The organism is Vibrio sp. 10N.247.310.17, from assembly GCF_041466605.1.
In the GTDB taxonomy this organism is placed as follows: Bacteria; Pseudomonadota; Gammaproteobacteria; order Enterobacterales; family Vibrionaceae; genus Vibrio; species Vibrio tasmaniensis_A.
The window spans coordinates 27016-42250 of sequence record NZ_JBFSTC010000021.1 but is presented as its reverse complement, the minus strand read 5'-3'; the positions used below and the strand labels follow the sequence as shown (position 1 = coordinate 42250).

Sequence of the window (15235 nt, the reverse complement as noted above, 5' to 3'; positions counted from 1 at the left end):
TTTTAATGTATACAAGAGCCACGTTACCTGTGGTGAATTATGGTGGAACCGAACGAGTCATTTGGGACTTAGTTTATGCTTTGCATCTTGCCGGGCACCGAGTGACGCTGCTCGCTGGCAAAGGCACAAAGTGTGATTGGGCGAGAGTCATCGAGTATCAACCGAATGTACCACTGCAAAGTCAGCTTCCAAATGATATTGATGTTGTACATTTCCACTCTGATCTAGAGCCTATCTCTTATCCCTACATTTTAACGCAGCATGGTAATTCAGACGGCCCTATTGACCCTAATACCGTCTTTGTTTCATCTCAGCATGCAAAAAATCATGGTGCACAAGCTTATGTTTACAATGGCTTGAATTGGGATAACTACCAAAAGCCTAACTTTAACTTGAAACGAGAACGTTTCCATTTTCTTGGGAAAGCGGCGTGGCGAGTTAAAAATGTTCAAGGTGCCATTGATATTACCAAGAAAGCTGGCCAGCAGCTTGATGTCTTGGGCGGGCATCGCTTGAACCTAAAAATGGGTTTCAGGTTAACGCTAGATCGTCATGTTCGTTTTTTAGGGATGGTGGACGATACAACGAAATCTCAGATCATGACTCAGTCAAAAGGTCTGATTTTCCCCGTGACTTGGCATGAACCGTTTGGCTTAGCGATTACAGAGAGTTTGTATTTTGGTTGTCCAGTTTTTGGTACACCCTATGGCTCACTGCCGGAATTAGTTTCTAGTGAGGTAGGTCTTTTATCGAGCTGTGAACAAGAGCTCGTAGAAGGGGTCTTAAATTCTGACACCTATGATTCAGCTCGTTGTAATGAATACGCGAGAGATCAATTCAATGCCAATGTCATGGCTACAGAGTATGTTAGTTATTACGAGAAGGTAGTTGAAGGTAATAAAGCCAATAGTGCATTAGGAAGTATTGTCGAGTCTTTTAAAAGGTTGCCTTATGAACGATAAATTGAAACCGAAACTGGTTTTTGTAGGCTATAAGCAACAGTATGAAAAACTAGAAATTGACGTCCTATCGTCTGATTATGAAAAGCATCATATTTTCCTAAGTAAGTGGCTAGTTAAATTGGTTTCCTTTTTATTTTTCTATAGTAAAAAACACTATCATGAGGCTTATGGAGCGATCATAAGACGAAAAATAAAGGCACTAAATGGCTTCGATGTCATATTCACCACCGATTCTTTGAGGGACATTAAGTCGATATCAAAGGTTGATGGGAGAAAAGTGATTGTTTTTAGAAACGTCACAGATGGAAGTCTGAACCATCACCTAAAAGATTTCGAAACGTATACTTTTGATGAAGGTGATGCAGCAAAGTATGACTTTAAGCATATTTACCTACCTATGCCTCAACTGAAAATCATCGATGAGATAGAAAAATCATCTGATTTCGATGTTTCTTTTGTCGGCGTGGATAAAGGAAGGAAAGAAAAGGTTCAGAAAATAAAAGGTGCATTAGATGGTTTTAAGTGCAATTTTATTGTTTTTGACAAAAAACCGTCTTATTCCTATGTTGAATACCTAACCGTGATGCTCAATACCAAATGCGTATTGGAAATTGTTCTTGATGGACAGACGTCTGATACTATGAGAGTGAAAGAAGCGTTATACGCTAGAAAAAAAATCATCACTAATCATGCGATTCTTTATAAGCACCCTTTATACTCAAAAGATAACTTTCTTATATTTGACTCTCTAAATGAACTCGCTAGTAATATTGAAAGCTTTATTTCTAGTGACTTTGATGAATCAGTTTTTATTAAGCTTGAAGATTACACTGTTGATAGCTTTTATCACAAGCTACTATCTGGTAATGGTGAATAGACTCATTATGAAAAAAATAATACGTAAGATAAAGAAACTAATATTCATTCGTGACCAAAAAAAGCATAGGAACTTCCTTTCTCGGAAATCAAACTTTACAGATACTCAATTTGAAGGCTGCAACTCCATAGCAAATGACTGTGATGTGAATGCCTCATATATTGGGTTTGGCACTTATATTGATACTCGTTGTGATATGAATAATGTCAAGGTCGGCCGATTTTGCTCGATTGCTAATAATGTTAAAATTGTTCTAAATAATCATCCGGTCAATGGTTATGTGTCGACTCACCCCTGTTTTCATCGTTCAGAACACCGATTGATGCAAAAACAAGGATTGGATTTTAACAAAGGCACTATTTATCCGCGGACTAGATATGTTGAAGAGCATTATCAAGTCGTTGTTGGATCGGATGTCTGGATAGGTGAAGGAGTAAAAATATTCCCCGGAGTAACTATCGGGCATGGTGCTGTTATTGCAACTGGTTCTATTGTGACCAAAGATGTAGATGCATTCAGTATTGTGGGCGGTGTTCCTGCGAAAGAGATTAGGAAGCGCTTTACTGAACAGGAAAGGAAAGCTCTTTTAATGGAACAGTGGTGGGAATGGCCACTTGAAAAGATCAAAGAGCATCAAGGGGCCTTCATTAACATCAAAGATTTCACTCGATTGATTAGCTAGAGTTTTCTAATTAATCAATCGAAATTATATGCCCATATGTGGATTAATAACCCACATATGGGTCTTGTCCGTTCCTACGTGTTTTTAACAACTTTAAAATCCACATGTACTGCTCAGGTTTCGGATTAACAAAACCTTCAACGACTTCATTCATTGCCCTAGCGTCTTGATGTTCATCGCCGGATAACTCAATGGGTGCTTTGATTTCAATTTCGTATTTACCCGTCTCAATATTATAGCTGGCAAAGGTTGGAACGATCTTCGCTCGGCTTACTTTTGCTAGTTTTCCAAGTCCAGGCAAGGTTGCTTTTTCAGTCGCAAAGAAGTCTGAAAATACACTTTGCTCTGGGCCATGGTCTTGATCTGGCAGGTAATATCCCAAGTAGCCATCTTTGACTGATTTGATAAAAGGCTTAATGCCGCCACTGCGGTCATAAACTCGTCCGCCATACTGAACTCTTTGCTTGTGCATGAGCCAATCGGTCAGAGGGTTTTTCTGGCTATTTGCCATCGCAGAAACGGGTAAGCCTCTTGAAGCTAAAAGGATAGCCGGAATGTCGATGCACCAAGAGTGAGGTACGAGCAAAATAGCACTTTGATTGTCTTGCTGTAGCTGCTGTAAGTGTTCTAATCCAATGATTTCTGAGTGTCTTTCAAGCCAGCGTTTACTGCGTAATGATATGGCAGGAAAACCAAGTAAAAAGGCGCCAGCAGTTGTTAGGCAATTGGTTAGAATGGTTTCACGCTCTTGAACAGACTTTTCTGGAAAACAAAGCGCGAGGTTTATACGTGCCTTTTGTACTGAGCCACGTTGCTTCTTCGCCATTTTTGTCGCCACGAATTTTGCTATGGCTACTCGAATCGAGTTTGGCAGCAAAGAAATGGGTAGACATAGGCATAGCCCGAGCCAAGTTCCCCAGTGTTTTGGTGATAAAAACGCACTGATGAATTTGGGGTTGTATGCTTTAGGATCGTAGTCGTCGCGTTGAGTTGTCACTGTAAACCTTTAACTGGCGATATATATTGAACAAGCTAACAGTATACCGTTAGCTTGTTTTCGGGAGAGTGTAATCTAGCGATTAACTGACTGCATGTACTCGCTGACGCCTTCAGCAACCGATTTAAATTGAACATCGCAACCGGCATTACGCAACTTAGTTAAATCAGCTTGAGTAAACTCTTGGTAAGCACCTTTCAAATGCTCAGGGAATGGGATAGTTTCAATCTCTCCCTTACCGTGATGTTTAATCACCGCTTTTGCGACTTCTTCAAATGATTCGGCATTACCTGTACCTAGGTTGAAGATACCTGATACGCCATTTTTTAAGAACCACAGGTTTACGGCCGCAACATCACCAACATACACAAAATCACGCTTGAAGGTTTCGCTTCCTGCGAATAATTTCGGGTTTTCACCAGCGTTCATTTGATTGTTTAGGTGGAAAGCGACAGAAGCCATACTGCCTTTGTGCTGTTCACGTGGACCGTAGACATTGAAGTATCGAAACCCAGTGATTTGAGAAAGCGTTTCGTTGTGTGCGGTTGCATCTGCAGTTAAGCGACGCACATAGTTATCAAATTGCTGTTTTGAATAGCCGTATACGTTTAGCGCGCCTTCGTACTGCGGCTCTTCAATAAAGGTATCGGTTTCACCATAAGTGGCAGCAGAAGAAGCATACAAGAACGGAATCTCGCGCTCGATACAGTAATGCAGCAACTCTTTCGAGTATTCGTAGTTGTTGAGCATCATGTATTTGCCATCCCACTCTGTGGTCGCAGAACATGCACCTTCATGGAAAATTGCTTCAATATGACCGAAATCATCACCAGCCATAACTTGAGTTAGAAAGTCATCACGATCCATGTAATCGGTGATATCTAGGTCAACCAGGTTCTTAAATTTTTTGCCATCTTTTAAGTTGTCGACAACTAGAATATCGTTGTGGCCTGCTTCATTGAGTGCCTTAACAATATTGCTGCCAATCATGCCTGCACCACCAGTTACGATAATCATATTTCTTCCTACTTTTTTGAATACAAACTCACACGAGTATAGCAAGGAACAAACGAAGCGAGCTAGCGGAATAATTCTTTAATTCTAGTGTAATGTGGTGATGTTAATTGAGATATTCTATCCATTTTCATCAGAGCTAATTCGACCAGATGTGAACAGGTCGATCTATCTGTTTAGTGGCGATATACTGAACCACTAAACGGATAGGGATCTAATTACTAATGAAAACACGTGACAAGATTGTTTACGCAGCTCTAGAGCTTTTTAATGAGCACGGCGAGCGTAGTATTACGACCAATCATATTGCTGAGCACATCGAAATCAGCCCAGGTAACCTCTACTACCACTTCCGCAACAAACAAGAAATTGTACGTGATATCTTTACTCTCTACTCGACAGAGTTACTTGAAAGGTTTACTCCGATTCAAGGGCAGCAAGAAAGTCTGACGCTACTAAAAAGCTACTTAGATTCAATCTTCACATTGATGTGGAAGTACCGATTCTTCTATGCGAACCTGCCTGAAATATTGTCTCGTGATGAAAAACTGCATCTTGATTACATGGCCGTTCAAGAAAAGCTGCAAACGAATCTTGTGGATATTATGAGAGCTTTTGTTGAGTTGAACTTGCTAAAAGCAACAGATACAGAAATGAAGTCGATGGTCACATCTATCCACTTGATCGCATCGGGTTGGTTGGCGTATCAGTCGGCGATGTCTCCAAAATCTCAAATTACGGAGCAAGTTGTTCACCAAGGAATGCTGCAGATGATCGCAACCGTTAAACCGATTGCAACGACTCAAGGCTTTGAGCAACTGACATTGTTAGAAGATGGTGTAAGAGCGCTGAACAGCAAATAAAAGCGAAGATGTGGGTAAGCGGTAAGTCGGATTCGGGTAACGAGAGCGGAAAAGCGCAGATTCGAGTGGTGGGATATAAATCGTGACGTCATTCCCTACAGCGAGGAACGAGCGTGATAGGGAGTCTCTCTTTATCCTCGAGGGTAGCAATCTCAAGCGAGATTCCAGATATTTCGTCCCTCAATTCTGGAATGACGAAGTTTTATAAGTGATGGTTCCCGGGCTGAGGTGGTATATGTTTCTTTTCTTAGAGCCCACTCTTCACCTCATACATCTAGGTTACTCGAATACTGAATCTATTTTTATCTAACCAACCATCTTTTCGGGTTTTGAGCTTGGCTGTTTCTACGAATTTCAAAGTACAGCGATGGTCGGGTTTGTCCGCCAGTGTCACCTGCAAGCGCAATAGCCTCACCTGCTTTCACCTTGTCACCTTCTTTCTTTAAAAGCGCTTGGTTAAAGCCATAGAGTGTCATGTCGCCTTTACCGTGGTCCAGTAGTACCACTAAACCATAACCACGCAAATATTCGGCGAATACGACGGTTCCTGAGTAAACAGATTTTACCTGCTGACCGTATTTCGCTTTGATCACCATGCCTTTCCAATTTACTTGGCCAGTTTGGCGTGAGCCGTAGTTATGCAGAACTTTATCTTTGATTGGCCAAGGCAGTTTACCTTTACGTTTGGCTAAGCCATCCATAGGGACAGCATTGCGTCTCTCTCGTGCGGCTTTTTCTGCTTTCGCTATTTCGGATTTTAGGCGAGTTTCATTACGTTGAAGTTCGGCTAAGTAATTTTTGTCGCCAGAGATGTTTTTCTTAATACTGCCGACGGTCTTTTTACGCTGTGTTTGGGTCTGCGATAGTTTGTTGCGCTTTTCTACCTGTTGATTTAACAGCGTTGCTATTTGTTCTTGCTCAAGTTGGCGTTGCTTATGGCTTTCTTCTAATTCAAGTTGAGTTTGTTCGATCGTTTTGATTGTTGCAGATCGCGCTTTGGCGAGGTGTTGGTAATAGTGACTAATGCGGTCCTCTTCAACGCCAGTATTTAAGATGTGAGAAGAGGCTTTGGCTCTGCTGGTCATGTAGTAAGTCTGAATCAGCTGCTCTAACTTGTCGGTATGGGCTTTTTTCTGTGCTGTAAGCGCTTTAATCTTATTATCTAAGCTAGCAACATTAGCATTGGCGGTATTGAGTTGTTTTTTACTTGTTTTAATGGCTTTTTCAAGCAAGGAGATAGAGAGCTCTTGTTGCTTGAGGTTTGCTTGTAAATTGTCGAGCTTCTTCTGTTGTGAGGATAGTGTTTTTTGTTGACGAGATATCTCACTCGACACACCTTTCAGCTCCCCTTTCGATGCGGCAAGTGGCGATGCAGAAAAAAGAACAGCGCAAAGACTGGCAGATATCAAAAGAACAGTGCTAATTACTTGGACTGGTTTCATCATTATCGTCATGTTGCTCTTATTAGTTTTCAGCATCTGCTCTTAAGTCTTTCGTATCTCGTTTCATCGAACCTAGAATCAGCCCTTATATTCCATCACCATGAATGAAATTTTGCGAGCGACCATTGAAGCCTTGGTCCATATCTAAAGATGGTTTATCTGTTTTCGGTTTTCCGACAATTTTTGCAGGAACGCCTGCGACTGTTGTATGAGGTGGTACGGCCTGTAGTACAACAGAGCATGAACCAATCTTCGCGCCTTCACCTACTTCAATGTTGCCGAGTATTTTAGCACCGGCCCCAATCATTACGCCTTCGCGGATTTTGGGGTGACGGTCGCCACCTTCTTTACCGGTACCACCAAGGGTAACGTCTTGAAGGATCGATACATCATTTTCGACGACAGCAGTTTCACCAATCACGATACCAGTGGCGTGGTCGAGCATGATAGCTTTACCGATACGAGCCGCTGGGTGAATATCAACTTGGCAAGCAACTGAAATTTGGTTTTGTAGGTAAGTGGCAAGAGCAATGCGGCCTTGTTTCCATAGCCAATTCGCTACTCGATAACCTTGAAGTGCATGGTAGCCTTTAAGGTACAGCAGAGGCATCGAGTACATCTCGACCGCAGGATCTCGATTTACCGTCGCGCAAATATCACAAGCTGCCGCATCAATAATCGATTGATCTTGCTTAAATGCTTGCTCAACCACTTCACGTACTGCCATTGCTGGCATTGAAGCCGTCTTTAGCTTGTTTGCTAGGATGTAGCTAAGGGCTGCGCCTAAACTTTCATGGTTGATGATCGTGGCATGATAAAAACTCGCAAGCATAGGTTCTTGCTCAGACTGCTGTCGAGCTTCCTTCACTATGCATTGCCAAACTTTTTGCTGTTCACAGTGTTTCATTTTTCCATCCATTCTTTTAAATCAGATACGCGTAGCGAGATGATAGATACGAAGAGCTTAGAAAAGCCAATTAGCGTAAATGAGATTCCAGATACTTCATTCTTCAATATGACGAGCATTATATTAACGTCATCTTCAAGAGTGAGGAACGAGCGAGTTGGAGAGCTTTGTTCGGGTCATTTACTTTATGCTATTCGCATCTTGATTCCCCGTACCTCTAACTCTCTTCGTATCTCGCTTACTCTAATTTCGTATCTGCTCTTACTATCTTTCTGACTTTTTGTCTCTAGCAAGCAGATCTTGTGCTGCTAGGTGTGCATCTTTCCCTTGATACAACACTTGATAAATCTGTTCAACAATGGGCATTTCAACGCCCATACGTTCTGATAGTAACCAAACTTCTTTGGTGTTGCGATAACCTTCCACTACTTGGCCAATTTCTTCTTGTGCTGTATCTACATCTTTACCTGCGCCAAGTGCCAAACCAAAGCGACGGTTACGTGATTGGTTATCAGTACAGGTTAGCACTAGGTCACCCAATCCAGCCATGCCCATGAAGGTTTCTGGTTGCGCACCAAGAGCTGCGCCTAGTCGACTCATCTCAGCTAGACCGCGAGTGATAAGTGCAGTACGTGCATTGGCACCAAAACCAATACCATCTGACATGCCAGCACCAATGGCGATGACATTTTTCACTGCACCACCAAGTTGCATGCCAATAAAATCTGAATTTGCGTACACACGGAACGTTTTGCCACAGTGAATTTTTTCTTGAAGTTGTTCAAGGAATTCTGCATCAGGGGAAGCCACAGAGATTGCCGTTGGCATACCCATCGCTAGCTCTTTGGCGAAGGTAGGTCCTGACAGAACTGCTAACGAGTACCCATCACCAAGCACATCGTGAACGACATCCTTTAGTAGGCGACCAGTTTCCGGCTCTAAACCTTTAGTAGCCCAGCAGATACGAGAACAATCTGTTAAGTGAGGCTTAAGGCTATTTAAAACGATACCAAATACGTGGCTAGGGACGACAACAAGAAGATCACGACTTGCTGTTACTGCCTTCTCAAGGTCTGACTCGATGATTAGGCTTTCTGGGAAGTCGATATTTGGTAGAAATTCATTATTTGCGCGCTCAGATTCGAGACGAGCCATGTGAACAGGGTCATGCCCCCACAGAACAACGTTTGCACCGTTACGCGCTAGAGAGATAGCTAGAGATGTTCCGTAAGAACCTGCGCCAATTACTGCCATGGCGATCTCTTTGCCGTAAGCGTTTGTTGAGATTGTCGGGTGAGTTGTTTCTGTCATGCTTCCACCTAAAAATAATGAGGGAAATCGAAGAGTCTTGGAAAAGCTATCCACTAAAATCAGAGGAGCTTTCAATTTTAATACAGTGTAAAGAAAAAATGCACATCGCAGAAGTTGCGATGTGCATTTAAAAGCTAACTAGCGCTTGAATCGTTGGAGTTAAGTTCTACTTTGAGACTTAAGCCTGCTCGCCTTCAGCTTGTTGAGCTTGGTTTTGTAGGTAGTTCATGAACAAAGCATCAAAGTTAACTGGTGCTAGGTTCAGTTGTGGGAACGTACCTTTAACCACTAGGCTAGAAATTGTTTCACGGGCGTATGGGAACAGGATGTTCGGGCAGAATGCACCTAGGCAATGAGCTAGTTGGCCAGCTTCCATTTCGCTTGCAGAGAAGATGCCGCCTTGTTGAACTTCACAAAGGAATGCAGTGTCTTCTGCGTTTTTAACCGTAACAGTTAGACGTAGGATTACTTCGTACACGCCTTCGCCAAGTTCACGACTTTGTGTGTCTAGGTCCAGTTTTACATCTGGGTTCCACTCTTTTTGAAACATGTCTGGAGAGTTTGGCGCTTCGAAAGATACGTCTTTTAGGAAGATACGTTGGATTGCGAAGTTCTGTTGTGCGTCTTGTTGTGCTGCTTCAGCCATTTTCTTGTCCTTAAAAATTTATAATTAGGTTTCGTTCGCCATCTCTGTTGAACAAAGCCTTAAAGTCATATTCGTTTAGTTAGGTCAGCTTACCTTTAACTACTTTTTACCTTTCACCAAAGGTAGGTTAGCTTCGCTCCAAGCCACTAAGCCGCTTTTCAGCACGCTTACGTTTTCGAAACCAGCTTTAACCAGTAGGTTAGCGCTTTCTTGAGCTGTTTGACCTGTCTTACATACTACGATGATTGGGTCTGCTTTGTGGCTTTCAAGGCTACCAAAGCTATTTGCTTTGATATCTGACGGCAAAATGTGAACTGCGTCAGTAATATGGCCCTTTTTGAACTCATCTTTAGTACGAATATCAACCACAACACCGTTTTCACGGTTAATCATGTGTGTGGTTTGCGCTGCCGTGATCTCTTTGTAAGCTGCGTTTGATGTCTTGATAACGTTCGCAATGATGGCAACAACCAAGCCGATCCATACGATGGCTAAAATCATATTTTCTTGAACAAATGGAACTAACTCTTGCATATTTTGAACTCTTATTCGTTATTGGGCGAAAAATTATAGGGTAGGAGTATAGCTATAAAGGGGGGGAGAATACAGAGGAAGCATATTGTTGTATGTGAGTTGATGTATTAAGGGGGGATGTATACTTATTGCTTATGATTTATCCATTTACTTGATTGAAGTTATTAATTATGATGTACAAACAGTTACTTAAGCTGAGTGACTGGTAGGGTCTATGTAATTAGTCTCTATTATAAACGTTTATATTATTGGAAATCATTATGAAAAAGATGGCTCTAGCAGCTGCATTAGCAGTTAGCTTCTCAGGTGGTGCTTTTGCAGCAACAGAAACTGCAGCAGCGGGCGCTGGTGCTGGTACTAGTGGTGCGGCAGCTGGTGCTGGTGCATCTGCAGTTGCAGCAGGCACAGCAACAACAGTTGCAGTAGCGACAGCAGCAGTAGCGGCAGCAGCAGCAGTAGCGGTTGCTTCTAACGAAAGCGGTGCGACAACTACAACAACTACTCGATAATTTTTGAGTAGGTGTTTAAAACCATTTTATGTGAAAGCATAAAGTGGTTTTTTTATATCTAATTGATTAATTTTCCATATTGGACAGCAGCAACCAGATTGCTAGGAAGCAGAATTCGCCATGCTTAAACCTCTAATCATATCTCTTGGTCTTTTTCTTGCGGGTTGTTCTCAGCAGTTTCAAGACGTTAACTCCACTTTTGATGAAGCCTTTTTTGGAAGCTCTGATGTTGAGCTATCAAAGGAATACATTCAAACATTACCTTATTCCAGTATTTATGCGGAAGTGAATGACCAAGGCAAAATTTTCATGGTTTTGGCCTACGTCGGTGAAAACCCACAAACGGGTGCAGAACAGTTAAAGTGGATGTCTTCTGACAAAGCGATGATCGTTACTGAAAATGGACGTATTGTACAAACGCTATTGCTTCCTTACGAAAACCTTTCTGGTTTAGTATTCCAACCGTTGAGTGCATTCTCGTCTGCAAACAGCTCGTCGCCAGATTCTTCTTCTGTGTTTGATTTGTCAGCTAACCCCGGCGCTCAAAAGTGGCAAGCGGTGTACGACTGGCAACCTAACTATCGATTCGGCTATAAAGCAAATATCACCCGAACGTATGCGGGGAATGAAACGGTCGAAACACCGTTGGTGTCTATCAGTACCAAGAAGTTCCAAGAAAAAATTAACTTCCCAATGTTAGAGCAAGAGATCACCAACGAGTATTGGGTCGACAGCAAAGGCAAAGTGGTCAAAACCATACAGTATTTAGGCCCTGATATGACAAGGCTTGAGTTAACCGTCCTTAAGCATTATCAAAGCAATTAACGAACAGGGTAATGAACTAGAATGATGAATTATATTGGTCACGCATCAAAAATGACGGGACGTCGGTTGCCAGTAGTGAGAGCTCTGTTAATGATGAGAAACTTGTTAGCTTTGAGCGCGCTGTTCTCTCTGTGCACTGTTAGCTACGCTTCTGCGGCATCTAACGTTGTTACGCCTTCGGTTAAGACAACGGTTGAGCTTCCCCTGCAAGGTGTAACGCTTGAGTATAAAGCTGACGTTCGACTACTTCAGGTGTTAGACGACGCGAACGCTAGCTCTAACGAAAATGCTAACGGCAGTATTGGTTACTTTCCCCTTTCGGCTCAACTGTTTGATAAAGCCAATACTGAAGCTATCGAAGCCCAAAAGCGCAATGTATTTAACCAGCTTGAAGCTTTGGCAGTAGAAGAGCCAGAAGCAAAACTGGTAAAGCAACAATTAGCTTCTTTCCAATATCTCAATCGAGTTTTTATTGAGTTCGATCTCAATGCCGTTATATCTCAATCAGATAAGAACCCGTTGCTTGTTTCAAGTTCTAATACTAACAAGTCATCTGCTGCCATAACAAAAGCGCCGAACAGTCAAACTCAAGTATTTTCCCTGTACTTACCGCAACGATCAACGTCCATTCAGGTGATGGGTGTAATGAAAGATTCTGTAAGATTGAATTTGATTGAACATGGAACGCTGAACGATTACCTCTATGCGTTACCGAGTGATTTTATTGGTGAGTCAGCAGATAAAAGCGTGGCGTATGTTATTCAGCCAGATGGCATGGTGCAAACCATTCAATATGCGTACTGGAACGAACAGCCGGTTTATTTAGCGCCAGGTGCTGTCGTATTTATGGCGTTTTACTCTTTGCCATCGGAATACTCAACGTTGAACCAAGATATTGTCGATTTGCTACGTCATAAGGTTGGCCTGTAATGCTGAAACAGAAATTATTCCCTCTATCGGCGGTGTGCACATCGGTTACCTGCGCTTTGTTAATGACCAGTAGCGTTTCGACGAGAGCAGAGACAACCATTGATTCCGCTTCGATTCGAGCAGAAAAATCATCATTCGACGACATAGAATACAGAACGTCGCAAATGAACTTTGGTGGTGTTGGCTTAATGCAAATGCCGACAGGCCGAATGGCACCAGAAGGCGAGTTTAACTTTAGCGCCTCGTTTAACAATGAATACCATTTTTATAACGTCAGCCTACAGGTGATGCCTTGGCTTGAAACCACCATTCGTTACACACAAGTACAAGATCTGCTCTATAGCGGAGGCGCGGACCAAGATTGCTCTCAAAACTCATTCAGTGGTTGTACTAAATACACCGATAAAGGCATCGACTTTAAACTGCGTTTAATCGAAGAAGGGTACTACTTGCCGGAAGTATCGGTCGGGATGCGTGATTTTGGTGGTACCGGTTTATTTGATGGCGAATTTGTTGCGGCCACCAAACGCTTTGGCCCTGTTGATTTTACCTTGGGCATGGCTTGGGGATACATGGGCACCAGTGGTAACTTCACTAACCCATTGTGCAAAGCCAGTGACAAATATTGTGAACGTCCATCAGACACTAAAGGTAATGGTGGCAGTGTCGATTTTGAACGTTGGTTTAAAGGCGATGCGGCGATTTATGGTGGTTTTGAATATCAAACCCCTTATAAGCCTCTGACCTTGAAGCTTGAATACGATGGCAATGATTATTCTCAAGACTTCCCAGTAGTACGTGGTGGTGTCGACATGACACAACACACACCATGGAACGTGGGCGCAGTCTACCGTTTCACTGATTGGGGCTCAGCGAAAGTGAGCTATGAGCGAGGTGATACTTTAACCCTTGGTTTCGACCTCTCTACCAACTTCAATGAAATGTATTCGGTGTGGCGAGATACCGAAACAGCAGAATTGCGCCCAAGTGGTGTCGAGACGGTTGACGATATTGATATGGCGGCCCTTGCTAAAGAGCTTGAAACCGTCGCAGGCTATGAACAAGCGCAAATCTTGGTCGACGATAATAGTATTGTGGTAAAGGGTACTCAGGTTAAATACCGAGACAGAGATATCGCCCTTGAACGCGGTGCGACCGTTATCGCAAATGCGGTACCGAGTTACATCGATACCTATAAAATTATCGAAAACGATAAATCGGCGGAACTCACCGAGACAACGGTAGATGCACAAGCATTCAAAGCGGCGGCGAACAATCGTTACCTTAATGCTCAAACCAGTGACGCAACAAACACTCACGAACTAGAACGCAAGAAATCCGTTATCTATCATGATGGGCGTGAGCGATTCGATGTGTCGATTTCACCAAACCTAGCTCAATCGTTCGGTTCGGCTGAAAACTTCTACTTGTACAGTTTGGGCTTATACACCAATGCTTCTTTCTGGGCGTTAAACAATGTTGAATTGTCGGGCTCTCTTTACGTTAACTTAATTGATAACTACGACAAGTTTAATTACGAAATCCCATCAGACGGCACTGACCAAACGCCAAGAGTAAGAACTTTGTTCCGATCTTATGTTGATGACCCGGTTCGTTTAGACCGTTTACAACTGACGTGGTTTGAAGACTATGGCAGCGGTGTCTACACCCAAGCCTACGGCGGTTACCTAGAGAGCATGTTCGCGGGTGTAGGTGGCGAAATCCTTTATCGTCCATTCAACCAAAACTGGGCGATTGGCGCAGAGATGACAGCAATAAGCCAGCGCGATCCAGAAAGCTGGTTTGGCACGTTTGATCAAGAGATCCAAGTCAACCCTGGTGATAGCAACCGAACGTACAAAGTAATCGATAAAGGCACGACTGGCTTCATCACCGGTTACTACACCCCACAATGGGATTTCTTGAACGATACTTTACTCAAAGTTGGTGTCGGTAAATTTCTTGCCGGTGATATTGGTACTCGGGTCGACTTCTCTAAGCAGTTCAAGAGCGGTGTGATTGCCGGCGCGTTTGTCAGCCTAACAGACATGACTACCGAAGAATACGGTGAAGGCAGCTATACCAAAGGCTTTTATGTGTCGATTCCGTTTGATTTAGTCACTGTGAAGCCAAGTTCAAGTCGCGCAGGCTTTACCTGGTTACCTATCACTCGTGATGGCGGGCAAGTATTGAACAAGCAGTATAACTTGTTCGATCAAACCGATGCTCGCTCTCCTTGGTTCCAAAGGCCAAGTAGTGTGAAATAAATAGAGTGACAGGGGAATTATAGGGTGACGAGACTGCATACACCTTAACCCTCGATATTCGAGGAGTCAGGTGTTTGTTTGATACTTAATCTTATGTGATCTCGGCTCTATAGTTTTACTTTAAACCCAGTTAATGAGGTTGATAATAATTACGAATAATGGATAATGCACGAGCAGTAAGGTAAGCATATGAAAGTTAGTGCTTTTGCGGAAAGCTTTACAAAACCCCTGTTCTAATTTTTATTTTATTTTATTTTATTTGTTAGGGGAAAATTAACTCACGCAGTGTGATTTCGCGGAATATCAAGGGGCGGTAGCGTACCTGAGCCTGCGTACAAGTGCGGTGAGTCAATCAGGTATTAACCCTTTTACTTTAATGCTTATAACATGGTGTGAGAGCTACAATAGCTAAATTCTCTTTTTATCGGGTATCTTTTGGGATATCGCCCACATTTCGTTTCTATGAATT

At 42.7% G+C, this 15235-nt stretch carries 15 protein-coding genes; 8 read left to right on the top strand and 7 right to left on the bottom strand.

Features of this window, described 5'->3' with window-relative positions; genetic code table 11:
- The first annotated feature begins 5 nt into the window (after positions 1-5).
- The 3 genes from AB6D80_RS08570 to AB6D80_RS08560 are packed head-to-tail and all read left to right on the top strand — an operon-like array spanning position 6 to position 2521.
- Complete coding sequence (locus tag AB6D80_RS08570; protein ID WP_372188294.1) at positions 6-962, top strand: glycosyltransferase; 957 nt, start codon at positions 6-8, stop codon at positions 960-962.
- On the top strand, positions 952-1839 hold the full coding sequence (locus AB6D80_RS08565) for a lipopolysaccharide biosynthesis protein (RefSeq protein ID WP_372188292.1): 888 nt from the start codon (positions 952-954) through the stop codon (positions 1837-1839). The genes AB6D80_RS08570 and AB6D80_RS08565 overlap by 11 nt, the downstream gene beginning before the upstream one ends.
- A 7-nt stretch (positions 1840-1846) precedes the next feature.
- Positions 1847-2521 (top strand): CatB-related O-acetyltransferase, encoded by a 675-nt coding sequence (locus tag AB6D80_RS08560; RefSeq protein WP_372188290.1) that lies wholly within the window; start codon positions 1847-1849, stop codon positions 2519-2521.
- A 43-nt stretch (positions 2522-2564) separates the two neighbouring features.
- Here the strand turns inward: AB6D80_RS08560 and lpxM are convergent, their stop codons facing one another.
- Positions 2565-3518, bottom strand: coding sequence for a lauroyl-Kdo(2)-lipid IV(A) myristoyltransferase (lpxM, locus tag AB6D80_RS08555; RefSeq protein ID WP_371705030.1), 954 nt, complete (start codon positions 3516-3518; stop codon positions 2565-2567).
- A gap of 75 nt (positions 3519-3593) precedes the next feature.
- Complete coding sequence (gene rfaD / locus AB6D80_RS08550; RefSeq protein ID WP_041472718.1) at positions 3594-4535, bottom strand: ADP-glyceromanno-heptose 6-epimerase; 942 nt, start codon at positions 4533-4535, stop codon at positions 3594-3596.
- 221 nt (positions 4536-4756) lie between these two features.
- Here rfaD and AB6D80_RS08545 point away from each other — a divergent pair, with 221 nt between their 5' ends.
- Positions 4757-5395 carry a TetR/AcrR family transcriptional regulator gene (locus tag AB6D80_RS08545; protein WP_372188289.1) on the top strand — a complete coding sequence of 213 codons (639 nt, stop codon included), beginning with the start codon at positions 4757-4759 and terminating at the stop codon, positions 5393-5395.
- A gap of 302 nt (positions 5396-5697) precedes the next feature.
- Here AB6D80_RS08545 and AB6D80_RS08540 read toward each other — a convergent pair whose 3' ends face one another.
- From AB6D80_RS08540 to AB6D80_RS08520, 5 genes are all read right to left on the bottom strand, one after another.
- Positions 5698-6849: a murein hydrolase activator EnvC gene (locus AB6D80_RS08540; RefSeq protein ID WP_372188287.1), complete on the bottom strand. Its 1152-nt coding sequence runs from the start codon at positions 6847-6849 to the stop codon at positions 5698-5700.
- A 73-nt stretch (positions 6850-6922) separates the two neighbouring features.
- Positions 6923-7744, bottom strand: coding sequence for a serine O-acetyltransferase (cysE, locus tag AB6D80_RS08535; RefSeq protein ID WP_009847961.1), 822 nt, complete (start codon positions 7742-7744; stop codon positions 6923-6925).
- A gap of 264 nt (positions 7745-8008) precedes the next feature.
- The gene (gpsA, locus tag AB6D80_RS08530; protein WP_372188286.1) at positions 8009-9055 is read right to left on the bottom strand and encodes an NAD(P)H-dependent glycerol-3-phosphate dehydrogenase; all 1047 of its coding nucleotides are present in this window, start codon (positions 9053-9055) and stop codon (positions 8009-8011) included.
- Between the two features lie 178 nt (positions 9056-9233).
- Positions 9234-9701, bottom strand: a complete 468-nt coding sequence (gene secB, locus AB6D80_RS08525; RefSeq protein ID WP_009847959.1) for a protein-export chaperone SecB — start codon at positions 9699-9701, stop codon at positions 9234-9236.
- Positions 9702-9800: 99 nt separating this feature from the next.
- The gene (locus tag AB6D80_RS08520) at positions 9801-10235 is read right to left on the bottom strand and encodes a rhodanese-like domain-containing protein (protein ID WP_016786319.1); all 435 of its coding nucleotides are present in this window, start codon (positions 10233-10235) and stop codon (positions 9801-9803) included.
- 260 nt (positions 10236-10495) lie between these two features.
- Between AB6D80_RS08520 and AB6D80_RS08515 the strand changes: the two genes are divergently transcribed.
- From AB6D80_RS08515 to AB6D80_RS08500, 4 genes are all read left to right on the top strand, one after another.
- Positions 10496-10744, top strand: coding sequence for a hypothetical protein (locus AB6D80_RS08515; RefSeq protein ID WP_020477207.1), 249 nt, complete (start codon positions 10496-10498; stop codon positions 10742-10744).
- Between the two features lie 120 nt (positions 10745-10864).
- Entirely contained in the window at positions 10865-11569 is a 705-nt protein-coding gene (locus tag AB6D80_RS08510; protein WP_135385169.1) for a YjbF family lipoprotein, read from the top strand.
- Positions 11570-11590: 21 nt separating this feature from the next.
- Entirely contained in the window at positions 11591-12499 is a 909-nt protein-coding gene (locus AB6D80_RS08505; protein WP_135385167.1) for a capsule biosynthesis GfcC family protein, read from the top strand.
- A complete protein-coding gene (locus AB6D80_RS08500) occupies positions 12499-14766 on the top strand; it encodes a YjbH domain-containing protein (protein WP_372188283.1) in 2268 nt (755 codons plus the stop codon). The genes AB6D80_RS08505 and AB6D80_RS08500 overlap by 1 nt, the downstream gene beginning before the upstream one ends.
- Positions 14767-15235: the final 469 nt, after the last annotated feature.